This window comes from Ensifer sp. R-19 (assembly GCF_049905105.1).
GTDB lineage: Bacteria > Pseudomonadota > Alphaproteobacteria > Rhizobiales > Rhizobiaceae > Ensifer.
This window is the reverse complement of the sequence record NZ_CP184569.1, coordinates 2,088,717-2,115,163: the sequence shown is the minus strand read 5'-3', so window position 1 is coordinate 2,115,163 and position 26,447 is coordinate 2,088,717. Positions and strand designations below refer to the sequence as shown.

Below are 26,447 nucleotides of genomic sequence, written 5' to 3'. Positions count from 1 at the left end.
TTGCACTTTTCGACGCCTTGATCGTTGCAGCGATCTGCACGCTTTTGATCCTGAGTTACTTTAGCAGCGAGGCCTGAGGCGAAGCGGATCGGATACCGGGTTCGGCCGATGCGCGGTGCCGGCTGCTGCCGCTTCGGCGCGCCAGAGCTGTTGTTGTGGCGACGGCGCGGCGACAACTCCTGGAATGTTCATTTTGATTTCCGCAACTTTACCGCTGCGATGGCTTTTGCTACTCGTGCCGCAAGGCAAGGGGCAACAGCATGGCAGCTTGGTACTACTCAGCAGGACCAGAACAACATGGGCCTGTCGGTGACGACGAGGTTCGTACCCTCATTCGAGACGGCAAGATTGCGGACGAGACCGTCGTCTGGCGGGAAGGGGCGGAAGAACGGCGGGTGGCCGCAAGCCATCCCGAACTTGCCGAGGTCTTCGCAACGCTGCCGGAGCAACCGGGCGCGCTGGAACCTGTCGCCGAACCGGTCGCGGTCCTGCCAAGGCCGGCCGTCAGCTACCGGCCCTGGCCGCGGTTTTGGGCGCGCTTCATCGACAATTTCCTGTCCCGCTGCTTGGCGCGGGCATCGGTCTGTGGGCTGTCTTCTACGCGCCGAGCACCTACCTGCGAATGGTTTCCATGCCCAGCGTGCTGCTGGGCTTGATGTTGTTGCCCCTCGTCGCGGTGGTGCTTGCCATCAGCATGGCCGTCACGGGGACCACGCCCGGCAAGGCAATCGTCGGTGTGCGAGTTCCCGTGCCGCCCGGTCGCGACCGCTTCGCGTTCTTCCTGGTCAGGGAGTTCATGGTCTGGGTGGCGGGCCTGGGGTTCGGCATTCCCTTCGTTTCCCTGTTCACGCAAATCCGGCAGCACCGGCGCGTTGCCCTGGGGCAGCCCGCGAGCTACGACGATGGCAATCCGGCAGTTCTTGCCGATCCCTCAGAGGTTCGTTTCGGGGTCGCGCTCGCCGTTTCGGCCGCTCTGTTTGTCGGCACCTCCGTGCTCGGGATGGAGGATCGGCAGATGGAGAGGAACCTCCGCACAACCCAATCCTGGTCCAATCCGGTGACGCAGAGGGCGGCAACTATCGGAGCGTCCTGGCAGCCCGAGGAACTCGAAGTCGAGGATGGTCGCGCCTTCTATTTCTTTTCCGCCGAACTTCTGTCGGAGGCGGTGTTCGGTCACGAACAGCTCCCGTCCGAAGGCGTCGAAACCGCCGTTTATGCGGAGGCGCTTGCGTTCGCCTTGGCCTCGGATATCAAGATCACCTCTGCGTGGCAGCCAGTCACGGTCCTCGACATGACAGCCTTGCAGGCAACGGGGAAGGCTTTGGGTGTCGAGGATACGCGTGTTGAAGTGACGGTGGCCGTCAGCGGACGCGACGCGTGGAGAACGTTGGTCTACACCCGCGGAAGTTCTGGGGAGCAGCAGGCGGAGGCGAAGCGGTTTGTCGACGCCATGTTCGCAACGGCGCCGAAGTAGGCGTCGCTTGCATCGGTGGGGGATCGAATGCCTGTCGGGCAGAAGTGTGCAGCGGTTTTGCGGCGACGACGTTCATGAAAACAAGAGCTTAAAGCCTGGCGTGTGACACCTTTTCATGCGACAGGCCTTGGGGACACGCAGGTTGGCGAGACTCGGGCGCTGAGCGGGCGTCAGGCCGATCGGATTGCCGCGACATGCAGCCAGCGGGTCGGCTCGCCGTCGTAGCCGCCGCCATCGGCCTCGCTGATCTCGATGTTCGACCAGCGGCTGTGCTGGAGGCAAGTGCGAAGCCATTCTGCCGAAGGATAGTTGTAGTAGCGCCCCAGGCGGTCGTACCCCTCCGCCTCGCCGGCCTTGAAGCTCGCGTGGAGAACACCGCCCGGCCTCAGCGACCGATGAACGCGCTCGAGGACGTCGGCGAGCTCGGCGCGCGGCACGTGCAGGAGCGACGCTTCGGCCCAGATCCCATGGAAGCGGTCGTGCCAGTCGATCTCCTGAAACCTCATCACCTTGACCTTGCGACCGATGCGCTTTTCCGCCTCGCGGGCCAGTTCCGCCGAGCCGTCGCAGGCGGTGACGTCGAGAGCGGCTTCGAGCATGACGAGGCTGTCGTCCCCGCCGCCGCAACCAAGGTCGAGGACGGCGGCGCCCGGCGGCAACGCGCGCATGAAGGCGGCGAGCCGCGCCGTCGGCGGCTTGCGGTCGCGTGCGGCATAGGTGGCGGCGTTGTCGCGGTAAAAGGCGAGGGTGTCGTCGGGTTCGGCCATGCGTTCGTCTTGGCTGCGGTCCATGAGCGAGCGAGCGTAGCGGATGGTAGTCGCCTGCCACTGTCAAGGCCTGCGCGGCGCAGGCCGCTCGACGACCGGTTCGTCGGTGCCGATCACTATTGCAAACACTGGAATTTCTCTTCGGAAGGCTTGAAGCCATCCGATCCGATCGATCCGCGACTGACGTCCGTGGCGAACGTCGGCCTCGCCGCCAATGTCACCTGATCAGGTGTCACGCCCTGAACTCATGTCAAACAGCCGGCGAGACCGGCTTCTTAACGTCTCACTTGGCGGCCTGGGTGGCGCCGAGGACGTAGCCTCCGTCCCAGTGCCAGATCTGCTTGTCGTCGACCGTGACCTTCACGATCGCCTGGAAACCGGCGAGCGTGCCGCTGCCCGCATGAAACGCACAGGTTCCAAGCGGCGGGCTGGCCGATTCGTAGACGATGCAGTATCCGAGCGCCGAGTCGCCGTTTCCGACGGCGATGACCGCATTGCTGCTGGAGAAGAGCGGATTGGTGATCACCGGTCCGTAGTAGAGGATCTTGGTGCCCGCCGGGATCGCCTCAAGGTTCGATTCCGTGATGGTGCAGAAGCTCGGCGTGTCGCCGGTGAACTGGCTGCACTCCTTGGAGATCTTCAGGGGTTGCGTCGCGGGCGCCGTGGGTGCCGCAAAGGCTGCGGATGCCAGCGCCAGGGTGGCGCCAGCCGACAGGATAAACAGTCTCATGGCCTAGTCCCTCCGGTCGAATGAAGGGCGAAATTCTACTCTTCAGCTCCTCTGTCCGCAATTTCGTTCCTTTGAACTCTCCGGCAACGGGTGCGGCTTCTTCCGCCGCCGCCATCCCGCAGAGGCTGCCCTGCGAGATGGAAGCGGCGAGGGGCATCATGCCTATTGTTTGCCGCCGGTCGAGAGCTTGTCCATCACCTCGTCGAGATTGAAGCTTGCCGGCTTCTGGCGGATCGGGAACTCCCTGAAGCTTTCCAGCCACTTGGCGACCAGCGCCTGCGAGGGCACGAGGATGAAGGCGCGCTCTGCCATCCAGCGGTCGTATTCGAAGGATTCCGGGCCGCGCTCGAAGGGGTCGGCGCGGATGTTGATGATCCAGGGGACGCGAAGGCTGGTGAATTCGCGCTGCCAGACGCCGATGCCGGTGTGTTCCTGGATCTTGAAGTTGACCTTCCAGTCCTGCACCCGGATCGCCACCAGTTCGCCGTCATCGTTCCAGTAGAGGAATTCGCGCCGGGGCGAATCCATCACTTCGCCGCGGAAGAAGGGCATCAGGTTGAAGCCGTCGAGGTGGACCTTGAAGGTCTTGCTGCCGGCCTCATAGCCGGTGAGGCACTTCGCCACGATATCCGGCTCGCCCGCGGCGGCGCAGAAGGTCGGGATCAGGTCGTAATGCGAGAACATGTCATTATAGACCGTGTTCGGCTTGATGACGCCCGGCCAGCGGATCAGCATCGGAACGCGATATCCCCCTTCCCAGTTGGTGGCCTTCTCGCCGCGGAACGGTGTCGTACCGCCATCCGGCCAGCTCATCACTTCGGCGCCGTTGTCGGTCGTGTAGATGACGATGGTGTTTTCGAGAACGCCAAGATCCTCGAGCTTCTTGAGCAGCTCGCCGACATGGCCGTCATGCTCCACCATACCGTCGGGGTAGAGACCCTTGCCGGTCTTGCCTTGAGACTCTGCCTTCAGGTGCGTGAAGATATGCATGCGGGTCGAGTTGAAATAGCAGAACCACGGCTTCTGGGCATTGTGCTGGCGGTCGATGAAATCGAGGGCGGCCGCCAGGAACTCGCTGTCGACCGTTTCCATGCGCTTCTTCGTCAGCGCGCCGGTATCCTCGATCCGGCCATCGGCATAGGAGTGGATGACGCCGCGCGGGCCGAAGCGCTTGGCAAATTCCGGGCTCTTCGGATAATCGGGATTTTCCGGCTCCTCCTCGGCATTGAGGTGGTAAAGGTTGCCGAAGAACTCGTCGAAGCCGTGGGCGGTCGGCAGGAACTCGTCCTTGTCGCCCAGGTGGTTCTTGCCGAACTGGCCGGTGGCATAGCCCTGCGCCTTGAGCAGTTCGGCAACGGTCGGGTCTTCCGGCTGCAGGCCGAGATCGGCGCCGGGCAGGCCGACTTTCGTCAGGCCGGTGCGGATCGGCGACTGGCCGGTGATGAAGGCGGCGCGCCCGGCGGTGCAGCTCTGCTCGCCATACCAATCGGTGAAGAGAGCACCCTCATTGCCGATGCGGTCGATGTTGGGCGTGCGATAGCCCATCATGCCGCGGTGATAGATGCTCGGATTGAGCCAGCCGATATCGTCGCCCATGATCATCAGGATGTTCGGCTTGCCGCCGCCGGCGGCAGGCGCTGCTGATTGCTGCGCGTGCGCCGCGGGGGCGGAGACGGTCAGCGCCGCTGCGGCCAATGCACTGCCACCAAGCAGCAGGTCGCGGCGGCTGACACTCAAAAGCGGTTCGTTCTGAGGCTGTCCGTTCTGTTCGGGTTGATCGGATATTGGATGCTTGCTCATGGCATGTCGCTCCATATCGCCAGTGGATCGGGACCTTTGTGCCGCGTCATTGCTGCGATCGGGCCTGCGATCGGATCGAGCCGAGGGCAAATCATGCGGCACGTGAAAGCGCTGCAGCGGCCGTTGACGTCCGTCCGGACAGACGGCGCTGCCATGAAACACAATCGGTGGACGCATGACTGTGCGCCCGGCAGAGGCAGGCGGCAAGAGCGTAACAGTTACGCAGTGGCTTGCTTTGCCCGGGGCCGCGTGGCATTCGGCTTGGACTGACGTAACGTCAGGCCCCGGACGCAACGTGCGAAGAGCCCAAAAAGCCCGAAAAACGCACGGATTTAGGTCAATAATATTGACATAAATTAGCCATCGTGGTCCTGTCGCTTCGCCGTCCAGAGCGTCGCGCTCTCAAGTGGGATCGCTTGAAGTGGAAAGATGCTCTAGAACGAAAATGCCCGAGCGTCCTTTGTGCGTTCACCTGAAAGCACGGCGCTCTACAACGACGCGGGAGAAAGCGGAGAACCGCTTTCCGCACCAATAATCTCTGAGGAAACACCCCATGCTGGATTGGGAACACATCTTCGCGACGCGCTCGAGCCGGATGCGCGCCTCGGAAATCCGCGAACTTTTGAAGCTGCTCGATCGTCCTGACATCATCTCGTTTGCCGGCGGCATTCCCGACCCCGCGCTGTTTCCGGATGCGGAATTCAAGGACGCCTATGCGGAGATCTTCGCAGGCCCGGCCGTTGGCGCGGCGCTGCAGTATTCGGTCAGCGAAGGCTACAAGCCACTGCGCGAATGGCTCGCCAAGCAGATGGAAAAAATCGGCATTCCCGCAGGCGCCGACAACATCTTCATCACTTCGGGTTCGCAGCAAGGCCTCGATTATCTCGGCAAGCTGTTCCTGTCGCCGAACGATACCGCACTCGTCACCTGGCCGACCTATCTCGGTGCGCTGCAGGCCTTCAACGCCTATGAGCCGACCTACGACCAGCTGAACCCGAACGGCAACCGCACGCCGGAAGCCTACCGCCAGGCGGCAGGCGAAGCGGGCGGCCGCGTCAAGTTCGCCTATCTGTCGGCCGATTTCGCCAACCCGACCGGCGAGACCGTCGACCGGGCCGGCCGCGAGCGCGTGCTGGCGCTTGCCGAAGACCTCGACATCGCCGTCATCGAAGACGCGGCCTACCAGTCGCTGCGCTACGACGGCGAGCCGGTGCCGCCGATCCTGGCGCTCGAAATCGCGCGCAAGGGCGACATCAACAACACCCGCACGATCTATTGCGGCTCGTTCTCGAAGACGCTGGCCCCGGGCCTTCGCGTCGGCTGGGTCTGCGCCTCGGAAAAGGTGATCCGCAAACTGGTGCTTCTGAAGCAGGCGGCCGATCTCCATTCCTCGACGATCAACCAGATGGCGATCTGCACGGTTGCCGAGCGCGGCTTCGACCAGCAGGTGGCCAAGATCCACCGGGTCTACAAGCAGCGCCGCAACGCCATGCTGGCGGCGCTCGAAAAGTACATGCCCGAGGGTGTTTCCTGGACGAAGCCGGAAGGTGGCATGTTCGTCTGGGTGACGCTGCCGAAGGGCATGGATGGTGCCGCACTGCTGGCGAAATCGATCGAGACGGTGAAGGTCGCCTTCGTGCCCGGCCGCGCCTTCTTTGCCGACGGCTCGGGCGAAAATACGCTGCGCGTCTCCTTCTCCTGCGCCAACGACCAGATGATCGACGAGGGCATTCGCCGCCTCGGCGATCTCGTCCGCGGCGAAGCGGCGGCGCTGGCTGCCTAAGACGCCAAGCTTCCGGTCCAGAAAAAGAACGCCTCCGCTACGGCGGGCGCGTTTTTCTTTTGGCTGGCGCCACCACGAAGATGTGATCAGGATGACGCATTGATCGGTGCAGGCCCTTCCGGTAGACAGAAGGCGTGACATGACCGGGCGTATCCCGGCCACGTAAGCGTTAACGTCACTCAACGCGTATGATCGAACGGCTTGAAGCGGCTTCGATCTGCGCGACTGTGTCCTGCGGATCGAGGTTTTCGAGCCCCCTAAGGGATGCAAATGGACAATCCTCTCAACTATTCCAACCTTGCTGCGCCGCGCATCGAGCGTGTTCGCCATGAGCTCAGGCGGCGGTCTCTCGTCGTCTCCGGCATCGAGCGTATTACGCCCGGCATGCTGAGGATCACGCTTTCCGGTGAAGATCTCGCGGACTTCGTCAGCCTCGGGGCGGACGACCACATCAAGATCTTCGTGCCCGGCGCCGATGGCACCGTGGAGCACCGGGACTATACGCCCCGGCGCTACGACAACGACGCACGCATCCTGGCGCTCGATTTCGCGCTGCACGAGGCGGGGCCCGTGACCGCCTGGGCGATGAATGCTGCGGTCGGCGATCACCTCGAAATCGGCGGGCCGCGCGGTTCGGCCGTCGTCTCGGGAGATTTCCGGCGCTGGCTGCTGATCGGCGACGAAACGGCGCTGCCGGCCATCGGGCGGCGGATCGAAGAGACGCCTGATGGCCACGAGATCACCAGTATCGCGGCTGTCACCGGGCCGGACGAACGCCAGGCCTTCCGCACCGAAGCGGCGCTCACGACCCATTGGGCCTATCGTCCGCTCGATAGGGCGAGCGACCCTTCGGCGCTGCTCTCGGTCGTGCGTTCGGTGAAGCTCGAGCCCGGCACCTTCGTGTGGATTGCGGCTGAGGCCGCGGTGACACGGGCGATCCGCAGCCATTTCGTCGAGGAGCGTGGCCTGCCGCTCACCTGGCTCAAGGCCTCCGGCTACTGGGTGAAGGGTAAGGCGGACAGCACCGAGAAGTTCGACTAGCGACCGCGAGAACGGAGGGCCACCGGTTCGAAAGATCCGCGCGGCCCTTCCGTCGCGGCGCCCTCATGCCCGCGCCCGCCTTTCGGTGCGCTCGCCGCCATTCCAACGGAACAACGCCCGCGAAAACTGTGAGCCGGGTTGGCGGCGGAATTGCCTTGTCCGGGAGAGTCAGGTCATTTCGCATTTCGATGCGGCGCTGGTCCGATCCCTCGGATCGCGATCGGCTGTTGCTGACTGTGGTCACTACGAGGGTAGGGCAGGCTTGAACCTCAACGACGAGACAGAGCAATCGGATCAGCCGACGCCACGCATGTATGCCTGGGCGCGCAATTCCGCGGCCTATCGGCTTCACCGCCAGATGCTGACGGAGAAGCAGCTTTTCGATGCGATCGCGCGCAAGGCGCGGGAGAAGTTCGAGGATATCAGCACCACCCAGGTAGAGTTACTGGCCGCTGCCGCCGTGACCTTCGCCTATGACAACGGCGCGCTCAACGATCAGGCCTATGCCGAGATCAAGACCCGCTCGGGCATGCGCGGCGGCAAGTCGAAGCGGGCGATCGCGCAGAAACTGTCGCAGAAGGGCATCGCGAAAACCGATGTCGCCGCGGCGGTTGCGGAGGCCGACGATCTCTATGCCGCCGTCGTTCTGGCGCGGAAGCGCGCTTTCGGCCCGTTTCGCAAGATCGATCTCGACGAGAAGCGCACGATGAAGGAGCTTTCCGCCTTTGCGAGGGGCGGTTTCAGTTTCGAGCTGGGCAAGCGGGTTTTCGCAATGTCCTTTGACGAGGCCGAGGAAATCCTGATCGCAGGCCGCTTGCTCTGACGGCAGGGCAAAGCCCGGTCGTTACCCGCGCTTCAGCGCGGGGTCGTCGAGGGCGGGATTGTAGAAGAGGGAAAGCGTCAGGCTGCGGGCAATGCGCTCGGCCGTCGCCATGAACCAGGCCTTGGCCTCCTGGTTGGGCGCGATGTCGTCGAGGGTGGTGGAGAAGAGTTCCAGCCATTTCGGGAAGAGATCCGGCGTCAGTTTGGCGACGCCGACATGGGCCTGCACCGGCTTGCCGCCATAGGCGCCGTTGCGGAAGGCGACGGCCGACCAGAAGCTCTTCATCTTTTCCATATGCTCCGGCCAGCGGCCCGAAAGCCTGGCGCCGAAGACGGGGCCGAGCTCCGGATGGGCGAGCACGCGCGCGTAGAACGTATCGACCAGATGGCCGATGAAAGCGTCATCGACGCCGATCGCCTTCATCTCGGCTTCCGCCCGTTCACGGATCGCCGCGACATGGACGGCGCGGCCCTGCAGTTCGTCGTTCATCCTATTACCCCGGCTTCGGCCCTCGGCTTTGCCGGCCTCATATAGGCGCTGTTGCGCCGGCGCCAAAGGCCGAACCGCCGATTGCGGCAATCTGTCGTCAATGCGGGGGCGAGTGTTTGCGGTTTGGACCGGACCGCAGGATGCTATCGTTCAGCGCGGCACGAATTCGACCAGCAGCGACTTCAGCTCGATTTCGCGGACACGGCGCGCCGCTTCGTCGGGACTGACCCAGGCAAGAACGCGCTCGCCGCGCTCCTTGAAATCATCCGCAATTTCATCGACTTCGATCTGAAAGATATCGACCACGCAGGGCACGACGTCGCCGTCATCGAGCGATTTCAGATAGGTGTAGCTGCCGACCGGCTTTTTCCGGACCTTGCCGCGTACGCCGGCCTCCTGCCAGGCCTCGATTTCCGCCGCCTCGTATGGCTTCTTGCGCTTCATCGGCCATCCCTTGGGAATGACCCAGCGACCGCTCTCACGCGAAGTGACCACCAGGATTTCGATGCCGCTGCCATTTTTCGTTGGGCGGAAGCAAAGCGCGGCGATTTGCTGGCGAAACGACCCTGAAAACAGCTTCTCGGGCGCTCTTGCAAGTTGTTGCAAGAGCGTTCCGGCCTTGCCGGTCTTTTGCCCGCTGTCCTTCTTGGTCGATTTCATGCGTCCCTTTTCTGTCGCGCCCTTGTTGCGAGCGCCGGCAGTTTCGCGGCGAGATACTAATGGCAACCGCTTGTTACGCGGAAGCGGTGGCGGATGGCAATCCGATGATCGGACGTGCTTCATCCACCGAATACTTGCCGCCGCGAGGCGCGCAACTGCGCGCGCCAAGCGTCCCACTTCGTAACCATTACGTACAACTGTCGCCGCGCTAAGGCGCAATCCCCCGCCGCTGGCATTGGCTGGCGGCGGGGATGGCGCCCTTTTGGGGGCAGCATTCCATCGTCATTGCGCGGATCGATCAATCGCCGTAGGTTCCCGCGAAAATTGCGGAACCGGACCATGCGAATTCGACTTGCGGTCAAGGATGACCATCCGGCGCTCTGTGCGATCGACACCGTTGCGGCGGGCGATCCGACACGATGCGCTGACATCGCCGGCTGGCTGGAAAACGGCTGCTGCCATCTGGTCGAGGTCGATGGCGAGGTTGCGGCCTATGGCGTGCTGACCCGCCACTTCTTTGGTCACGCCCTCATCGAGATGCTGATGGTCGGAGCCTCCCATCGCCGGCGTGGTCTCGGCGCGGCGCTAATCGCGCATTTCCAGACGATGTGCGCCGGCTCAAAACTCTTTACCTCGACCAACATGTCCAACCGCGTCATGCAGGATCTGCTTGTCAGGGCCGGTTTTCGGCCGAGTGGTTATATCGACAATCTCGACGAGAACGACCCGGAGATCGTGTTCTACAGCCCCCTCAAGCCGATCGCGAGTTGAAGCGAAGGGGCTACTGCATGTCTCCTTAAATCGACTCGATTTAAGGACAAAGACATGCAGAAAATCAAAGCGCTACAGCGACCTTTGCGCGTCTGATATGACGCGCGGCGCTGCAAGGAAGCGGGACACAGGCAAGACCTATGCGGCTTCGCCGAGCTGCGTAAGGTGGCCGGCAAAATCGGTGCCTTTGCCGCCGGCGTTGATCGTGTCGAAATACTCATGCCAGCCGGATTGCGCGATACCCGAAACGAGGGCTTCCAGCGCCGTCGCATCCGGGCAGCGCCAGACCGCGAAGAAGGTCTGCGAGGCCGCGTGCAGCTTGGACTGGTCGACCTTGCCGAAGGTGATCAGTTCCACGCCGAGCGCCGACAGCGCCGGCATGGCGGAGCCGATCGCGGTGAAGAACTGCTGGCGTCCCTGCCTTGAAAGGGCAAGCCACGCCGGCTTGGCGCTGTAAAGTTCGGTCAGGTAGTGAGGCATCGTCTGCTTTCGTGTCTGCTTGTCAGTCTGAAATCGGAGTGTTCGGTCGGAGAGCCGTTTCATGCTCCTGCAATTTCAGAGTCAACACGTTGCCTGTTGTTGGCTGTGGATGGAGATCCCGGTCGTTGACTGAAGCGGCGCGCCTGCAACCGCGCTGATGGCGCATAGCGCCGCGTGCCTTAGCTGGCGCACCTGGCCCTCCGTCATGCTCGGGCTTGACCCGAGCATCCAGAACGGTGGCCTGAGTGTTTTACGTCGCGCGCATGGATCCTCGGGTCGAGCCCGAGGATGACGGGTGGGGATGTGGCGGACTAGAGCATCCTGCCTCCAAGCCGCATCACTTGAGGGCAGAAGGACGCTCCACGGCAACAGGGCAGCAAGATTGTGTCTACCGTCCGATCATCCGCTCCTGCATCTCCTCGCCGATGAAGCAATTGTAGCCGCTGCCGGCCTGAACCGGCCGCACGGTGGCCGGCTCCATGCGACTTACCTCCAGGCCGGAGATCTCGGTGATCAGCTTGCGCAGGATGGCGCTGGCGAACTCGCCGCTATCGGACACCTTCACCAGAAACGCACCGTCGCCGCCGATCACGCATTCGCGGTAATAGGCGTCGAGGTCGGGGATGGAGGCTGAGTCCGAGGCTGCGTGTGTTTTCAGCATGATCGGCAGGCCATCGATGACGATGCCGCGGGCGACGGTGGAATTGCGGGCGACCGGCGCCGGGACGCCGGAATTGTTGGGGCCGTCGCCGGAGATATCGATGACGCGGCGGCTGCCCTCGAAGGGGCTGAAATCGAACAGCCGTCGGGTGAACGCAAGGGTGTTGGAGATCGAGGTGAAGGCGATCCGCCGGATCGGTTGCCGGCGCAGGAGCTCGGAATATTGCACCGCCGTGCCACGACCGTCGATCAGCGTCCAGGGCGTGACCTGCACCGCCGCGCCGCCCCACTCGACATAGGTGACGGCGATGCGGCCGAGCGGGCCGTTCTCGATGGCCTCGATCAATTCGGGCTCGAGAAAGGCGGCGACATAACCCTGCCGCTGCAGCCGCTGCTCGTCGAGTTCCATCGAGTAGGAGACGTCGACGGCGAGCACCAGTTCGAGGTCGACCGATAGCGGCTTGGCGGAGATGCTTCCGCCGAGCAGACAGGCGCAGGCAAGAAGGACAGATCTGAGCGTCATTGCAGCCGGGCCTCTGTATGGGAGCGCCGAAGCGGCTTTGCGCGCCTGACGCGGCACGCAAAGCTGGAGGCAACAAGTGCATGCTACGCCGAACGCGGTCGATCGCAACGGACGGCCGCGATCGGCCTTGGCTCCCCGATCAGAAGACCAGCGAGCGGTGCAGTTGCGCGCCGGCCCAGGCGCCGTCGCCGACGGCGAGCGAGACAGAGTGGGGGACGCGGCCGACGTCGCCGCAGGCATAGGCGCCGGGTATGGTTGTTTCCTTGGCGGCCGTGGCCCGGATCTGCAGCCCCATCGGTGTTTCCTCGATCTCGCAGCCGAAGCGTTCGGCGATGTCGCTGGCGGGCGTGGTGCGGGTGGCGACGAAGATGCCGGAGAAGGGCAGGCGGCGGCCATCGGTCAGCACCACTTCCGCGTGGCCTTCGAGCCTGACGATCGGGGTTTCGTCGATGGTGACACCGCGTTTGATGAGGTCGGCACGGCCCTCCTTGTCGAGCGCGATGGCGCCATTGGTGAAGAAGGTCACCTTGCCCCATTCGGGAATGAGCTGCGCCTGGTGGATCGACATCGGGCTTGCCGCGATGACCGCGATCTCGCCCTCATTCAGCTCGTAGCCGTGGCAATAGGGGCAATGGAAGGCGCTCTTGCCCCAACGTTCGGTCAGCCCCTCGATCTTGGGCAGGCCGTCCTTGACGCCGGTAGCGAAAAGCAGGCGTCGTCCCTTAAAGGACGCACCGTCCGCGGTGGTGACGACGAAGGCATCGTTCTTGCCGCTGGCGGTCACGGCGCGGCCCTCGATCTAGGTGAGCGTCGGGTACTTGGAGAGCTGCGCCCGCGCGGTTGCGGCGATCTCGGCGGGATCGATGCCGTCCTGGCCGAGGAAGCCATGGGAGTGGCTGGCAAACCGGTTGCGGCGAATGCCCTCGTCGATGATAGCCACGCGCCGGCGGGCGCGCAGAAGCTGGAGGGCGGCGGCCATGCCGGCATAGCTGCCGCCGATGATGATGACGTCCTGTTGCATCGTTCAAGTCCTTTCGGTTGCGCGCGGACCAGCCCACCGGTTCTCCGAACCAGTGTCTCGACCCGAGCTTTGGGCAATAGAGTTCCGGCCGGAAAACCGCCTTCATGCGGTTCCGGGAATTGTCACTCTTCGAATGGATGCAATTCCGGACGGAAAAACCGTTCTTTCCGGGAATTGCCGGAAGCGGGGCGGGGGACATCTATGGGCCCCCGCATCCCGCGCTTACGTAACGGGACCGATCGCGCCGTGACGTGGATCGGTCCGGCGCAGTTCACTGAGCTCGAAGCCGGTGCCGCCTTGCGAAATCCTCGGCGAGATCGGCGAGCGTCACATGGGCGAAGCGGTCGAGCAGCAGCGCTTCCGCTTCCGCGAAGGCGGTGTCGAGGGCGGCATTGACCGCTTGCTCGACGAGGCATTCCGGCATTTCCTGCCGGTTGCCGATGGCAAAGATCGCGGGCTCGCCAAGCGTCTCGTGCAATTGCCGGAGCGTCACGGTCTTGAGATCGGCGGTGATCGCCCAGCCGCCCGCGTGCCCGCGGGCGGAGGAAACGATGCCGGCATCGCGCAGGAAGCCCATAGTGCGGCGGACGACGACCGGATTGGTGCGCATGCAGAGCGCAAGCTCGTCCGAGGTCAAAGGTTCGCCGCGCTCGGCCATGTGGAGAAGCGCGTGCAGAACGGAGGAAAGGCGGCTGTCTTTTTTCATGTAACTTCAATTATTACGAATCGAAGCGTGATGCAAGGGGCGTGTGACGGGCAGCGGGCCTGACGGTGTGGCAAGGCGTTTCTCCAGTCCTCATTCCTGTGCTTGTCACAGGAATCCAGCCGCGCCGCGTCCGCGACGCGAGGGACTTCTTCCCACAAAGCTAGAAGGCATCGCGCCGGGACCGCCTATTACGCCGCGCCGACGCACGGCTGCTGGATCTCTGTGACGAGCACAGAGATGAGGGTGGGTGGGCTCCCTCACTCCAAACAGCCAGAGAAACTTTGGACGCTACTGACGCCAACAACACCTCCCTCATTCCTGTGCTTGTCACAGGAATCCAGTAGCGCCGCGTCCGCGGCGCTAGGGGCTTCTCCACAAATGTGGGAGTCAGCGCCGGGGTCACATCTCGCGCCGTGCCGACGCACGGCTGCTGAATCTCTGTGACGAGCACAGAGATGAGGGTGGGTGGGGGTCTCTCGTGGCAAGCAGACAGGGCAGCGATGGGGACCATGCTGACCTCAGGCTAGGCCTAAGGCGCCAGATGGAGGGCGCCATAGGGATTGTACTTGAACTCGTCCTCGTCGTAGGCGTCGACGGGCAGCAACTTGGCGCCGCGGCGCGCCACGACCTTTTCGACACCCTCGGCGAAGACCTCCTCGGCAACGCTGTCGATGATCGCGCTCAGCGCCAGTTCGTCGTCAGAAAGGCTTCTTGGCGCGTAGACGTCGGGTATTCCGACGAGATGGAAGCCGATGCTGTAGAGGTATTCGGCCGTGCCGATCGGCCGCTTGCCGAAGGCGAGGCGGCAGGGACGGGCGAGGGAAGCGCCCGTCTGGCCCTCCGCGTCGCGGGCAAGCTGCTTCCACCTGGCAACGCCGTGTGCGACGCCGGCGCTCTCGCCCTTGGCGGCAACGATGCCATTTTCCAGTGCATGGACGACCAGCCGAAGCGCCGTGCCGGAGGTCTCCACGGCATCCTCGGCCGTCATCGCAGGGCCGAGCACATAGATCACTGAGCGGTGGTCGCCGACAGCCTCTTCGTCGTCTTTAGTCCACGCACCCTTCTGCACGCGATCCCAGCAGACCTCGAAGGACATCGGCATGCGGTCATCCGGCGCGTCCTCGGAAAACGTATAGTCGATCTCGAAGCCGGGGGCGAAACTGTCGATCGCCGACTGGATCATGCCGCACAGCTCGGAGAAGGGCCGCTCTCCGCCGAGCAGGCAGAGCACGTGACGTGGTTTGACTTCGGAAAAGCTCATGGCCGCTGCCCTGATTGTTTGGTGGAGAGCTTTTGCAAGGACCACCGCAAGATGCAAGCCGTGCCGTCAGCCGTGAACCGGCCGTTGCGCCCGTGCGACGATGACGATGCCGATGAGCGAGACGGTGAGGCCGGCTGCCATGGCCCAGGAGAGGGGTTCGGCGAACATGACGAAGGCCCAGATCATCGTCACCGGTGGGCTCAGATAGAGGATCGCGGTGACGCGGGCGGGCGAGGATTTTTTGAGCGCGAGATAATAGAGGCTCCAGGCGCCGAAGGTGGCGATAAAGACCAGCCAGAGGATGCCGCCGATAAAGCCCGGATCGAGAACAGGCAGCACGTTGCCTTCATGCCAGGCAAAGAGCGCGAAGATCGCTGCCGCCGAAAGGCACTGGATGCAGAGGCTCTGATGCACCGGCATGGCGCCCGCCGGGCTGCGCTTCTGCAAAAGTGTCGCCAGCGCCAGCGACAGGGTGCCGAGCACCGGCAGGCCATAGGCCCAGAGCGGCACATTGCCGAGATCGAGCGACCAGCCGGAGGCAATGAGCACACCGGTCAGGCCGATGAAGGAGCCGAGCCATTGGCGAGGGTTAAGCGACTGGCCGAGAATGGGCCAGGAGAGGATGGCGACCGCCAGCGGCAGCATGTCGGCGATCAGCGCCACGAGGCCGGTCGGCACGCCGTAGGAAATGGCCAGCGCAAAGCCCGCGAGATAGCCGGACATGGCGAGCGCGCCGAAGAGCATTTGCGGGACCGCATTCTTCATCCGGATTTTCGGCCCGATCGTCAGCGCGAAGGGAAGCAGCAGCAGGCCGGAGACGAGGCTGCGCCAGAGCAGGATCAGGAAGATCGGCGCGTGGTCGATCGCGAAGCGGATGCCGACGAAGCCGGCGCTCCAGGAGACCACCAGCGCCGCTTCGAGCAAGATCAGAATGACGATCGCGGAGAACCGGTTTGCCTGGCGTTGGGGCAGCGCAGCAACGTCGCTCATCTCAAGGCTTCCGGCTTCAGCGGGTGTGGAGCGCCGCGTCGATCGCGGCATCGGATCGCTCAGGCTTGGCGCGGCGATGCCGCCCCGGCACCGGAACGGTCAGGACGAAGAGCGAGCCGACGATCAGGCCGATACCCACCCAGCCCTCGGCCGGCAGGCGCTCGCCGACGATGACGACCGCAAGCACGGCGGCAATGACCGGTTCGAGCAGCGACAGCGTGGTCGCCATGGTGGCCGACACGCGGGCGAGACCATAGGCGAAGAGCACATAGGCGACGAGCACCGGCACGAGCGCCATGTAGACGCCGACGGCGATGTTCGTCCACGACGAAAGCAGCGGCGCGCCGGTGAAGGCGAGCACCGGCAGGAGAGCCACGCCGCCGACGCCGAAGATCGAGCCCATGGCGGCGCGCGGCGGGATGCCCGCCTGCATCAGCCGGCGCGCTACCCAGGAATAGAGCGCATAGAGCAGGCCGGAGACGAGGCCGAGCAGAACGCCGTAAAGGACCGCCGCCGCGTCCTGAGCGTTTCCGCCGCCGTGGCCGGCGCTTTCGGAAAAAGTGAGAAGCACGGCGCCAGCAAGGCCGGCGGCAGCGCCCAGTAGCCAGCGGGTCGTGAGCTTCTGGCCGTCGAAGATGCGCTCGATCAGCGAGGCTGCCAGCGGCGCCGAGCCGATGGAGATGACGGTGCCGATGGCGACACCGGCGAGGTGCATGGAACTGTAGAAGGCGAGTGGATAGATCGCGACCGAGAGCGAACCGAGGACCAGCATCGGCCATTGTGCAGCGATCCGGCTGCTGCTCTTGACGATCGAGTGCAGCGCCGTCAGCGCCAGGAGCAGGCCGCCGAAACCCATGGCGACGGCGCCGATGCCGAGCGGGCTGACACCTGAGGCAAAGGTGGCGGTGGTGCCGGTCGTGCCCCAGAGGGCGGAGGCGATCAGCACGCAGGCAAAGCCGACGAAAGAAACGGAATTCTGGGAGGTCATAGCTGCTCCATGATCGAGATGGCGATCCTGCGCGCGGACTTCAGCCTGATGTCGTTGCCGTCGAGCCCGGCGCGCGACATCGCGCCTTCGAGCAGGAAGGAGAGATGTTCTGCGGTCTCGTCGATCGCGGCCCCGGCTTCCGGCCGCATCTCGCGCAGATATTGCTTGAACAGCGTTTCGACCTCGTCCTTCTGCAGGGCGACGATGGCGCGGGCGGGGTCACCGACGGAAAGCTCGGCTGCGGCATTCAGCAGCCCGCAGCCGCGGAAGCCCCAGGAGTAAGCCATCTCGGCGTGGTCGACATAGCTATCGAAGATCGCCAGCACCCGGTCTCGCGGCGTTGCCGCGTGTGCCAGGCGCTCACGGTAAAGCTCCTGCCATTCCTTGTGCCGGGCCTCGATATAGGCATTCACCAGATCGGTCTTGGACGAGAAGTTGTTGTAGAGGCTCATCTTGGCGACGCCCGCATGCGCGGTGATTGCATCGATGCCGGTGGCACCGACCCCATCTCGATAGAACAATTCGGCCGCGGCCTTCAGCAGGCGCTCGCGCGCCGGCGCTTTCTCGCTCATCGCTTTCTCCAAAACGTTAGGTAGACCGATCTACCTAATTTGTCCTGATGTCAAGGGCCGGATGTAAGGGGCCGGATGCCAAGGGCGCTATGCCAAGGGCTCAATGCCAAGGCAGTGTCCGGTCTGAGGAGGAGCCGGCGATCACGGGCCTGGTTTTCTGATTTAGGTAACTGTTACGTACTTCCGCGGCGAAAAGGCGGGAGGTCTACTTCCCAGCGGTTCATCGCGGTGGAAAGATGCGGCCTGGCGTCACGCCGCATTGCGTTTCGCGCTTCAGATGGACATTGCCGAAAGTGAGGATCCACATGCTTCGGGTTGCCTTTACAGCGCTTGCGCTCCTTGCCGGAACGGCGAGTGTCGTCGCACAGGACGTTTCGCCGGAAGGTCTTCAGCGCCGCGCCGTCGAGCGCCGGGCGACGGAGGCGGTCATCTGGGGCATGCCGGCGGTCAACGCCGACCTGATGCTGCAGGAGGCGCTTTCGAAGACCAAGGCCAAGGTCAACGAGATCGTCTACTGGTCGCGGCCGGTCAACTGGAAGAACCAGACGCTGACGCCGAACCCGGACGCGATCTACTTCATGTCGTTCTGGAACGTGAAGGACGGACCCATCGTCATCGAAATCCCGCCGGCAGAAGGCGGATCGATCGCCGGCAACATCGTCAATGCCTGGCAGATGCCGCTTGAGGATGCCGGGCCGGAGGGAGCGGACAAGGGCAAGGGCGGCAAGTACCTGATCCTGCCGCCGGACTACATGGGCGAGGTGCCGGAGGGCTTCATTCCGCTTCGCTCGGACACCTTCACAGGTTTTGCGCTGCTGCGCTCTAACCTGAAGAGCCATGCCGACGCCGATATCGAAAAATCGGTCGCCTATGGCAAGAAGATCAAGATCTACCCGATGCCGGTGACCGACAAGCCGCCGGAAACGGTCTTTACAGACGCCTATGATGTGCTGTTCGACAGCACCATCCGCTACGATGCGAGATTCTTCGACAACCTGAACCGCGTCGTGCAGACGGAGCCCTGGCTCGAACGCGACCGGGTGATGATCGATCATCTGAAAACGCTCGGGATCGAGAAGGGCAAGCCCTACCAGCCAAGCGACGAGACGAAGAAGCTTCTCGACGCGGCGGCCGCCGAGGCCAAGGCCGAGCTTTCCGCACGCTATGACGCTGGCTTCCCTGTGATCAACGAGGGCATCCGCTGGTTTCCGGCCGGCCTGCCGGACATGGTGGCGGCCGCCACGGACGCCTATGCCGACCCGAACAGCTATCCGGTCGACGCCCGCGGCGTGACCTACACGCTCGGCTTCACCGGCATCAAGCATATCGGCACGGCGCAGTTCTACCTGATGGCCAACAAGGACAAGGACGGCAACGCCTTCGACGGCAGCGCCAATTATCGCCTCGTCGTGCCGAAGGATGCGCCGGTCAAGCAATACTGGTCGGTGACGGCCTATGACCGCGAGACCCATGCTCTGATCCGCAACATGGACAAGGCAAGTGTCGCCTCGATCGGGTCAGGCGTTCAGAAGAACGCCGACGGCTCGGTCGAGGTCTTCTTCGGCGCCAAGGCGCCAGCGGGCAAGGAGGCCAACTGGGTGCCGGTCGATCCGAGCCGCAAGTTCGAGCTGCTCTTCAGGCTCTACGGCCCGGAAAAGCCGCTGTTCGAAAAGAGCTGGAAGCTGCCCGATGTCGAGAAGATGAAGTGACGCGCCACTGCATGTTTCCTTTAATCGTATCCGATTAAAGGACAAAAACATGCAGCAATTCAAAGTGCTACAGCGACCTTTGCGCGTCTGATAAGACGCGCGGCGCTGTAGAAGAGGGCGCTGGCGCCAAACTTCTTGGAGCCCGGAGAGGGCCATGGGCTACGGCCGTTGACCCGGAGCGGCCGGGCTATACCTTTTGCCTGCGGCTCCGGCGCCTGTTGAATGCGCAAAGCCGATGCTGCCGTTCGTTTTGCCGCCGGTTCCAGAGGAGCGATCATGTGCGGACGCGTCTATCTGAAGACCAATCTCGAGGGATTGCTGCGCGCCTTCGGCTTTGCGACGCGCGGCGGCGTCGAAGCGCTCGCCAACCAGTTTCCGCGCTATAACGGCGCGCCGACGCTGATCTATCCAATCATCATCCGCGACGTGATCCGCGATCCCGATCTCTTCGGCCCGGTCTTCGTTTCGGCGCGCTGGGGGCTGATCCCGAGCTGGACGAAGGATCCGAAGGCAGGGCGGCCGCTCGTCAACGTGCGCAGCGACACGATCGCGACGAAGTTCCGTTCGTCCTATCAGCGGCGCCGCTGCCTGGTGCCGATCGACGGCTTCTTCGAGTGGAAGGACATTCACGGCACCGGCAAGGACAAGCAGCCCTATGCCATCGCCATGAAATCGGGCGAACCCTTCTGCCTTGCCGGCATCTGGGAGACATGGCGCGACCCGGCAACCGACGAAGATATCCGCACCTTCGCGATCGTCACCACCGATGCCAACGCCATGATCGCCGATATCCACGACCGCATGCCGGTGATCCTTCACCCTGAGGACTACGAGCGCTGGCTTTCGCCAGAGCCGGAAGCCCCTGACCTGATGAAACCGTTTCCGCCTGATCTGATGACCATGTGGAAGATCGGCAGCAAGGTGGGCTCGCCGAAGAACGATACGCCGGATATTCTCGATCCGGTGGAGTGAGAGAATCATCTTGCTGAAGAACGAAGACCCCGTTTACGTACTGTACTTGGTCGTACCTGTACTCGCCGCATTTCTGATCCGGGAAACCTATTGGTTCATCTGGTCATTGCGCTTTTACAAAGGCAATGGCTGGGATTTTACCGTCGATTTCGGGCCGAAGATGTACAAGGGAGATTCGACCGATCCTGACTTTGAGATGTCGCCTCGGGAAAAATTACTCTATGGCTATCCTATGGGCATACTTATTTGGGCTACCTTGTTAGCCGGTTTCTCCATCCCTTTGTTCTGAGCGAAACTCCGGTGGACCGAACCAACGCTTCCCTTTCAAAGTCGGCTGTGCCGACCGTGATCTACCTTCTGCGCCACGGCGAGACCGTCTGGAACACCCTTGGCCGCTTCCAGGGGCAGCAGGATTCGCCACTAACCGGACGCGGGCTTGAGCAGGCGGATTTCGTTGCGCGGCTGCTATTGGAGGAAATGACGGACGATCCGCATACTGTCGAGTTGCACGTCAGTCCCCTCGGCAGAACACGGGAAACAGCGGAGCGGGTGCAGCGCGTGCTGCCGCTGGCGCGTCGCGAGGACGCACGCCTGATGGAGGTTTCCGTCGGTTCCTGGGACGGTCTGACGATGTTCGAGATCGACAACGAGTTTCCGGGCGTGCTCGACGGTTCCGACGCCTTCGACTGGTACTTTCGATCGCCGGATGGAGAGAGCTTCGACGCAGCCTGCGCCCGGGCAAAGAGCTGGCTCGCCGATATCAAGGGGCCGACGGTCGCGATATCCCACGGGCTCTTTGGCCGGCTGGTGCGCGGCGTCTATGCCGGCCTCTCGCGGCGGGAAATGCTGGAACTGCCGGTTCCGCAGAACGGATTCTACCGCCTCTGTGACGGGACGTTCAGCCTCGTCAGCGGCTCGCCGGTGCGTGCCCCATCACTGCAAACGCAGTAAACGGGTGCGCCCGGCGGGACGACATGGCCTTCGGCCTTCTGTCGCGTGCAAGCCGCCGGCAAGATCCTCACAGATCGCGTGCCCACGTCTGGCCGGTAAGATCCTTGCCGAAACTGTGGTGCTGCTCTTCCTCGATCAGCGCGAAACCGGCCTTCTCATAGATGTGGCGGGCAGCGTCGAGGCCGGCATTGGTCCACAGCACCATGCGCCTGTAGCCCTGAAGGCGGGCGTGTCGCATGCATTCCTCGACCAGGCGGCGGCCGATACCGAGGCCCCGCGCGCTCGGCTCGACATAGAGTAGCCGGAGCTTTGCCGTCGTTGCGTCGTGCCGGACGAGAAACACCGAGCCGACCACCTTGCCATCCTTTTCAGCGATCCAGCACCGGTCCGAAGCGGGGTCGTAGTCGCGCATGTATTTGACGATGATTTCCGCGACCAGGGCCTCGAACTCGGTGCTCCAGCCGTATTCCTGCGCATAGAGCGCGCCCTGGCGATGGATGATCCAGCCCATGTCGCCCGGTTGCGGATCGCGCAGGATATAGCCTGGCGTCCGCTCGTCCCGCAGCAGGCTCTCGATCTCGCCCATCGCGGCGACCAGTTGCCGCTGTTCCGGCACCGAGAGCTTTTCCAGCATGGCGACGACTTCGCGCTGGGAGGCATCCTCCAGCGGCTGGAACGTCGCGCGCCCCGCTTCCGTCAGTTCCAGCTGTGCGACCCGGCCGTCCGCCGGCGAGCGTGTCTTTTCGACCAGTCCCTTCTTCTCGAAGCCGGCGATGACCCGGCTCAGATAGCCGGCATCGAGGCCAAGTTCGCGGCAGAGGTCGGTTGCCGTCAGCGCCGGCCGGTGCGCCAGTTCATAGAGAATGCGAACCTCCGTCAGCGAGAAGGCGCTGGCGAGCAGGTGCTCGTGCAGCAGGCCGATCAGGCGGGTGTAAAACCGGTTGAAGCGCCGCACCGTCTGGGCGCGGTCGTCGATTTGTTGCGGAGACATGCGGTGACGCCTTCATAAAGTTGCCGTGAGCATATAAATAGTTGCCTAAGTCAATTAATGTCAAGTGGAGACGGCACCGTAGGCCCCAAGGCTCGACGACCTGAACGGGAATCTGCTCTGACCCAGGCTTGCTTCGCGAGCAGCTTTCGAGAAGCCTCGATCGCCTGGTTCGTCGCTCGATGCCGCAATCGAATGATGCGCAGCGCCGGGTTGCTTCCGGACACTTGCTCCCTCTTGATTTGGTGAGTGCTAATTTAGGTAGGCGATCGCGTCGCCGTACGATAGTATTCTGCGGTGATCTCCTTGGTCCGGAAGCCCGGAACGGGCCGCTTTTCAAAGTGTTTGGCAAGCCCATGGAGCAGAGACTCGCCGCAGTGCTGGCGGCCGACATGGCCGGCTACAGTCGGTTGATGGAGGCCGACGAAGCGGGCACGCTTGCGCGGCTCAGAACCCACCGCATCGAGCTCATCGATCCGGCGATCGCCAAGAACAAGGGCCGGCTGATCAAGACCACCGGCGACGGAATGCTGGTCGAGTTCCAGAGCGTGACCGATGCGGTCAAATGCGCGGTCGAGATCCAGCAGCGCATGAAGCGGCGCAACAGCGACGTGCCGGAGGACCGGCGGATCGAATTCCGCATCGGCATCAATCTCGGCGACATCATCTTCGAGGACGACGACATCTTCGGTGACGGCGTCAACATCGCCGCGCGCATCGAGCAACTGGCCGATGTCGGCGGCATCTGCGTGACCGCCGCGGTGGCGACACAGGTGGCCGACCGCCTCGAACTGCCGATCGAAGACCTTGGCGAGAAGATACTGAAGAACATCAGCCGCCCCGTGCATCTCTATCGCATCGGGCCCGAAGGCGTGATCCTGCCGGCTTCGCCCGACGAGGCCGATGCGAAAAGGGCCGTCTGCAAGCCGACGATCGTGGTGCTGCCGTTCGACAACATGAGCGGCGACCCGGATCAGGAGTTCTTCGCCGATGGCCTGACCGAAGACATCATCACTGCGCTGTCGCGCCGCCATGAGCTCTTCGTCATCTCGCGCAATTCGAGCTTCGTCTACAAGAACCAGCCGGTCAACGCGCGCGAGGTGGCCGCACGGCTCGGGGCGCAATACCTGGTGGAAGGCAGCGTTCGCAAGATCGGCGAGAGGGTGCGCGTCACCGTCCAGCTCATCGACGCGCTCAACGACGCCCATATCTGGGCCGACAAATACGACCGGCAGCTGGACGACATCTTCGCCATTCAGGACGAGGTGACGGCGGCGATCGCCGCCACCTTGCCGGGCCGCGTCGAGGCCGCCCAGCGCGACCAGCTCTCCCGCACGAAGCCGGCCAACATGGCGGCCTATGAATGCGCGCTCGCCGCCAAGGTGCTGCACCATCGCAGCACCGTCGCCGACAACAGCCAAGCCCAATCGCTGATCGACCGGGCGGTGGCACTCGACCCCGGCTATGCCCATGCCCATGCCTGGCGGGCCTGCATCCTCGGGCAGGCCTGGGTCTACGGATGGTGCGCCGACAAGGACGCGACCTGGGTGGAGGTCAACGCCGAACTGGAACGGGCGCTGGCGCTCGACGACAACGACGCCGACGTGCACCGCATCCTTGCGGCCGTCAACGTCAACAACAACGAGCTGACGATGGCGCGCTATCACCAGGAGCGGGCGCTCTTCCTCAACCCCAACTACGACCTTGTCGTGGTGCAGCAGGGCGAACTCCTGACCTGGCTCGGACGGCCCGAAGAGGGGGTGGAATGGATCCTGAAGGCCATGCGCCTCAACCCGCATCATCCGGAGCGGTTCTGGAGCCACCTCGGCAAGGCCCATTTCGCCGCCCGCCAATATGGCGAGGCGATCGAGGCCTTCATGCATCTTACGAGCATGGACGAGACGCAACACGCCTTCGTCGCCGCCTGCCACGGCTGGCTCGGCGACAACATTGCGGCGAACGCGCATATGGAGAAGGTTCGGACGCTGGCGCCGACGTTTGGGATCGAGACGTTTCTTTCGACGCTGCATTATGCGCAGGAGAGCGATGCGCAGCATTTGCGTGAGGGGCTCACCAAGGCTGGGGCGGGGTGAGCTGTCTCGACGCCAGGCGACGGGCATTGCGCGATGACGGTCGCCCTGGTGGCGCCCGGAAAAACGACTGTAGCTCGCCACGATTTTCTGGAATTTTGACCGCCAAAGCCGGGAAAACTGCAATTCCAGTTAGCGACGCTGGTCGCGTTTCTAGCGACCAGCCCCAGTTTCAGAGGCCGCTCAAATGGGCAGCCTTGAGAATTCGCCACGCATCAGCCTGCGTTGCTCGGTATCGGCGTGTTGAGCAGTTGTTGCTCCCACAGGAACGCGATGCCGCTACCAGCGGCATGATGCTTGAGCACGTCCGTCAGCTCGGCGGCATGCTGGGTGCGGGCCCAGTCGCGCTGCCATTCGGACGCCAGCGCCAGCCAGGTCATCATGTTCGCACCGGCCGCGATCATCCGTTGGATAGCGACCTCGTGAGCCTCGACCGAAGTCCCTCCCGAAGCGTCGGTGATGACCGTCACGTCCCAGCCTTCGCCGAGGGCCTGGATCACCGGCATCGCGACGCAGATCTCGGTCCACAGGCCGGCGATGATCAACTGCTTGCGGCCCGTCGCCTTGACCGCATCCACCACCTTCCGGTCCTCCCAGGTGTTGATGAACGTCCGGTCGATCACTTCCTGGCCCGGGAACACATCGGTGATTTGCGGGAAGATGAGACCGCCACGCTCAGCGATCACGCTGGTCAGGATGGTCGGTACGCCGAAGGCCTTGGCGGCCTTCGCCAGAGCCGTCGAATTGTTGACCACCATCTGCGGATCGTGGCTGTTTAGGTTTGCGAGCTGGTAGGGCTGATGGTCAATCAGAACGAGTACGGAATCCTCCGGGCGAAGAAGCGAAGCAAGGCCGTTACGAAAGGTCATGAATACATCCTCTGCTGCCGTTTTGTGTGAGGTCGGCTTACCGGCAGACATGCGCTGACAGCGGCGCTGCCTACGAAACGGACACTGCCATTCCCATTTTTGATACGGTAGCCTTCGTTTGTGCCAAGCTGTGTCGCGAAATGGGGAACGCCAAAGTGGATATCGAAGATCTGCGGACATTCGTGGAAGTGGCTGATGCTGGGGGCGTTTCGCCCGCCGCGCGGCGGCTGGGCGTCTCCAAGTCAATGGTCAGCCGGCGGCTCGTCCGACTTGAAGCGGAACTTGGCGTGCAACTTCTTGCACGAACAACCCGCGGCGCAGCTCTCACAGAAGCCGGGATCACGTTTCGGGACCATGCAGCCAGAGTCTGTGCCGAGATCGACATGGCAAGGGAAACGATCCTACCCGCCGGTGACCTTTGCGGCCGCTTGAGAGTTGCTGTGCCGCTTTCTTTCGGCCCGACCCACTTCGCGCCCGTACTCGCGCAAATGGCGCAACGCCACCCGCAGCTCCATATCCATGCCGCCTACAGTGATCGCTTCGTCGATCTCATCGCGGAGGGCTTTGATTGCGCGATCCGGGTTGGGTATCTCCAGGACTCTAACCTGGTCGCAAGACGCGTCGGGCCGATCTACGGGAAGTTGGTCGCGAGCCCGGACTATGTCAAAACGCATGGTTCCCCCGAGACGCTGGAGGAACTCGTCGCCCATCAGGCCCTCATGCAAGGAACGGAGGGCTGGCAATTTATGGATGGCGACAAGATCATTACGGTTTATCCGCGGGGGCGCTTCAAGGCCGACAACGCCCTAGCTCTCGCCGCCGCTGCATTGACAGGACTCGGCATCGCGTGGCTCCCCGATGGCGTCACCCATGAATATATAGCCTCCGGCGCGCTGGTTCCGGTCATGACACGCCATCCGCCACCTCCGGCAGGTGTATATGTTATCCGTCCGCCGGGGCAGCATCCCGCAAGGAAGGTACGTGTCCTCACCGAAATGCTGATCGAGTGTTTCGAACAAACTCCGGACCCTGCGGGCGTCGGTCTCTAAGACACGAACGGTGCGCAGCCCCGGCCGATCTCAATCGATGTCAGGATGCGGGGATGATCGGTCGTGGCGAATGTCCACGTTGGTTTGGGGGCACTACGGCGCCGCGTTTTTTAACAGACGCCCAAAGGTCGCTGTAGCGCTTTGATTTGCTGCACGTCTTTGTCCTTAGATCGAGGTCGATTTAAGGAGACATGCAGTAGGGATAGCGCGGGATCTTCCGCTGACGATTCATCATCGCTGGCTCGACCTATTCCGCATCCGTTAGTCTGACGTGACCTAA

26 protein-coding genes and 1 pseudogene are annotated in these 26,447 nt (G+C 63.2%); 12 read left to right on the top strand and 15 right to left on the bottom strand.

Features of this window, described 5'->3' with window-relative positions:
• Window positions 1-260: 260 nt before the first annotated feature.
• Together ACN9MO_RS10395 and ACN9MO_RS10390 are read left to right on the top strand one after the other, a co-directional pair.
• On the top strand, window positions 261-656 hold the full coding sequence (locus ACN9MO_RS10395; RefSeq protein ID WP_425984763.1) for a DUF4339 domain-containing protein: 396 nt from the start codon (window positions 261-263) through the stop codon (window positions 654-656).
• Entirely contained in the window at window positions 632-1,474 is an 843-nt protein-coding gene (locus ACN9MO_RS10390) for an RDD family protein (RefSeq protein WP_425984760.1), read from the top strand. Before ACN9MO_RS10395 ends, ACN9MO_RS10390 begins: the two co-directional genes overlap by 25 nt.
• Before the next feature lie 170 nt (window positions 1,475-1,644).
• On the opposite strand, the gene ACN9MO_RS10385 is transcribed toward ACN9MO_RS10390, so the two are convergent.
• The 3 genes from ACN9MO_RS10385 to ACN9MO_RS10375 all read right to left on the bottom strand — a co-directional run bounded on the left by ACN9MO_RS10385 (window position 1,645) and on the right by ACN9MO_RS10375 (window position 4,771).
• The gene (locus tag ACN9MO_RS10385) at window positions 1,645-2,241 is read right to left on the bottom strand and encodes a class I SAM-dependent methyltransferase (RefSeq protein ID WP_058322434.1); all 597 of its coding nucleotides are present in this window, start codon (window positions 2,239-2,241) and stop codon (window positions 1,645-1,647) included.
• 283 nt (window positions 2,242-2,524) lie between these two features.
• Complete coding sequence (locus ACN9MO_RS10380) at window positions 2,525-2,971, bottom strand: hypothetical protein (RefSeq protein ID WP_057253765.1); 447 nt, start codon at window positions 2,969-2,971, stop codon at window positions 2,525-2,527.
• 162 nt (window positions 2,972-3,133) lie between these two features.
• On the bottom strand, window positions 3,134-4,771 hold the full coding sequence (locus ACN9MO_RS10375; protein WP_082616045.1) for an arylsulfatase: 1,638 nt from the start codon (window positions 4,769-4,771) through the stop codon (window positions 3,134-3,136).
• A gap of 553 nt (window positions 4,772-5,324) precedes the next feature.
• Here ACN9MO_RS10375 and ACN9MO_RS10370 point away from each other — a divergent pair.
• The 3 genes from ACN9MO_RS10370 to recX all read left to right on the top strand — a co-directional run bounded on the left by ACN9MO_RS10370 (window position 5,325) and on the right by recX (window position 8,418).
• Entirely contained in the window at window positions 5,325-6,554 is a 1,230-nt protein-coding gene (locus ACN9MO_RS10370) for a PLP-dependent aminotransferase family protein (RefSeq protein ID WP_057253767.1), read from the top strand.
• Window positions 6,555-6,824: 270 nt separating this feature from the next.
• The gene (locus ACN9MO_RS10365; protein WP_113133712.1) at window positions 6,825-7,595 is read left to right on the top strand and encodes a siderophore-interacting protein; all 771 of its coding nucleotides are present in this window, start codon (window positions 6,825-6,827) and stop codon (window positions 7,593-7,595) included.
• A 310-nt stretch (window positions 7,596-7,905) separates the two neighbouring features.
• On the top strand, window positions 7,906-8,418 hold the full coding sequence (recX, locus tag ACN9MO_RS10360; RefSeq protein WP_113133715.1) for a recombination regulator RecX: 513 nt from the start codon (window positions 7,906-7,908) through the stop codon (window positions 8,416-8,418).
• 21 nt (window positions 8,419-8,439) lie between these two features.
• On the opposite strand, the gene ACN9MO_RS10355 is transcribed toward recX, so the two are convergent.
• Both ACN9MO_RS10355 and ACN9MO_RS10350 read right to left on the bottom strand, forming a co-directional pair.
• Window positions 8,440-8,907 (bottom strand): truncated hemoglobin, encoded by a 468-nt coding sequence (locus tag ACN9MO_RS10355; RefSeq protein ID WP_113133711.1) that lies wholly within the window; start codon window positions 8,905-8,907, stop codon window positions 8,440-8,442.
• A gap of 150 nt (window positions 8,908-9,057) precedes the next feature.
• The gene (locus ACN9MO_RS10350) at window positions 9,058-9,567 is read right to left on the bottom strand and encodes an NUDIX hydrolase (protein ID WP_113133710.1); all 510 of its coding nucleotides are present in this window, start codon (window positions 9,565-9,567) and stop codon (window positions 9,058-9,060) included.
• Window positions 9,568-9,906: 339 nt separating this feature from the next.
• On the opposite strand from ACN9MO_RS10350, the gene ACN9MO_RS10345 reads away from it, so the two are divergent.
• On the top strand, window positions 9,907-10,338 hold the full coding sequence (locus ACN9MO_RS10345; RefSeq protein WP_113133709.1) for a GNAT family N-acetyltransferase: 432 nt from the start codon (window positions 9,907-9,909) through the stop codon (window positions 10,336-10,338).
• A 138-nt stretch (window positions 10,339-10,476) separates the two neighbouring features.
• On the opposite strand, the gene ACN9MO_RS10340 is transcribed toward ACN9MO_RS10345, so the two are convergent.
• The 8 genes and pseudogenes from ACN9MO_RS10340 to ACN9MO_RS10305 all read right to left on the bottom strand — a co-directional run bounded on the left by ACN9MO_RS10340 (window position 10,477) and on the right by ACN9MO_RS10305 (window position 17,539).
• The gene (locus ACN9MO_RS10340) at window positions 10,477-10,818 is read right to left on the bottom strand and encodes a DUF6616 family protein (RefSeq protein WP_065376314.1); all 342 of its coding nucleotides are present in this window, start codon (window positions 10,816-10,818) and stop codon (window positions 10,477-10,479) included.
• 388 nt (window positions 10,819-11,206) lie between these two features.
• Window positions 11,207-12,001: a DUF1194 domain-containing protein gene (locus tag ACN9MO_RS10335; RefSeq protein ID WP_113133708.1), complete on the bottom strand. Its 795-nt coding sequence runs from the start codon at window positions 11,999-12,001 to the stop codon at window positions 11,207-11,209.
• 139 nt (window positions 12,002-12,140) lie between these two features.
• A pseudogene (locus ACN9MO_RS10330) lies at window positions 12,141-13,022 on the bottom strand (NAD(P)/FAD-dependent oxidoreductase).
• Between the two features lie 271 nt (window positions 13,023-13,293).
• Window positions 13,294-13,728 (bottom strand): Rrf2 family transcriptional regulator, encoded by a 435-nt coding sequence (locus ACN9MO_RS10325; RefSeq protein WP_065376267.1) that lies wholly within the window; start codon window positions 13,726-13,728, stop codon window positions 13,294-13,296.
• Window positions 13,729-14,257: 529 nt separating this feature from the next.
• A complete protein-coding gene (locus ACN9MO_RS10320; protein ID WP_113133707.1) occupies window positions 14,258-14,989 on the bottom strand; it encodes a hypothetical protein in 732 nt (243 codons plus the stop codon).
• Between the two features lie 66 nt (window positions 14,990-15,055).
• Window positions 15,056-15,979, bottom strand: coding sequence for a DMT family transporter (locus tag ACN9MO_RS10315; protein WP_113133706.1), 924 nt, complete (start codon window positions 15,977-15,979; stop codon window positions 15,056-15,058).
• A gap of 16 nt (window positions 15,980-15,995) precedes the next feature.
• Window positions 15,996-16,967 carry a DMT family transporter gene (locus ACN9MO_RS10310; protein ID WP_425984749.1) on the bottom strand — a complete coding sequence of 324 codons (972 nt, stop codon included), beginning with the start codon at window positions 16,965-16,967 and terminating at the stop codon, window positions 15,996-15,998.
• The gene (locus tag ACN9MO_RS10305; protein ID WP_113133705.1) at window positions 16,964-17,539 is read right to left on the bottom strand and encodes a TetR/AcrR family transcriptional regulator; all 576 of its coding nucleotides are present in this window, start codon (window positions 17,537-17,539) and stop codon (window positions 16,964-16,966) included. Before ACN9MO_RS10305 ends, ACN9MO_RS10310 begins: the two co-directional genes overlap by 4 nt.
• 305 nt (window positions 17,540-17,844) lie before the next feature.
• On the opposite strand from ACN9MO_RS10305, the gene ACN9MO_RS10300 reads away from it, so the two are divergent.
• The 4 genes from ACN9MO_RS10300 to ACN9MO_RS10285 all read left to right on the top strand — a co-directional run bounded on the left by ACN9MO_RS10300 (window position 17,845) and on the right by ACN9MO_RS10285 (window position 21,171).
• Window positions 17,845-19,248 (top strand): DUF1254 domain-containing protein, encoded by a 1,404-nt coding sequence (locus tag ACN9MO_RS10300; RefSeq protein WP_113133704.1) that lies wholly within the window; start codon window positions 17,845-17,847, stop codon window positions 19,246-19,248.
• Between the two features lie 276 nt (window positions 19,249-19,524).
• A complete protein-coding gene (locus ACN9MO_RS10295) occupies window positions 19,525-20,220 on the top strand; it encodes an SOS response-associated peptidase (RefSeq protein WP_057254411.1) in 696 nt (231 codons plus the stop codon).
• A 10-nt stretch (window positions 20,221-20,230) separates the two neighbouring features.
• Entirely contained in the window at window positions 20,231-20,509 is a 279-nt protein-coding gene (locus tag ACN9MO_RS10290) for a hypothetical protein (protein WP_057253802.1), read from the top strand.
• 56 nt (window positions 20,510-20,565) lie between these two features.
• Complete coding sequence (locus tag ACN9MO_RS10285) at window positions 20,566-21,171, top strand: histidine phosphatase family protein (RefSeq protein WP_057254414.1); 606 nt, start codon at window positions 20,566-20,568, stop codon at window positions 21,169-21,171.
• 67 nt (window positions 21,172-21,238) lie between these two features.
• Here the strand turns inward: ACN9MO_RS10285 and ACN9MO_RS10280 are convergent, their stop codons facing one another.
• Window positions 21,239-22,162, bottom strand: coding sequence for a bifunctional helix-turn-helix transcriptional regulator/GNAT family N-acetyltransferase (locus tag ACN9MO_RS10280; RefSeq protein ID WP_057253804.1), 924 nt, complete (start codon window positions 22,160-22,162; stop codon window positions 21,239-21,241).
• 353 nt (window positions 22,163-22,515) lie between these two features.
• On the opposite strand from ACN9MO_RS10280, the gene ACN9MO_RS10275 reads away from it, so the two are divergent.
• On the top strand, window positions 22,516-24,252 hold the full coding sequence (locus ACN9MO_RS10275; RefSeq protein ID WP_057253806.1) for an adenylate/guanylate cyclase domain-containing protein: 1,737 nt from the start codon (window positions 22,516-22,518) through the stop codon (window positions 24,250-24,252).
• Window positions 24,253-24,464: 212 nt separating this feature from the next.
• Here the strand turns inward: ACN9MO_RS10275 and ACN9MO_RS10270 are convergent, their stop codons facing one another.
• Window positions 24,465-25,118 carry a hydrolase gene (locus tag ACN9MO_RS10270; protein ID WP_025430698.1) on the bottom strand — a complete coding sequence of 218 codons (654 nt, stop codon included), beginning with the start codon at window positions 25,116-25,118 and terminating at the stop codon, window positions 24,465-24,467.
• 155 nt (window positions 25,119-25,273) lie between these two features.
• On the opposite strand from ACN9MO_RS10270, the gene ACN9MO_RS10265 reads away from it, so the two are divergent.
• Window positions 25,274-26,167 (top strand): LysR family transcriptional regulator, encoded by an 894-nt coding sequence (locus ACN9MO_RS10265; protein ID WP_057254416.1) that lies wholly within the window; start codon window positions 25,274-25,276, stop codon window positions 26,165-26,167.
• Window positions 26,168-26,447 lie beyond the last annotated feature (280 nt).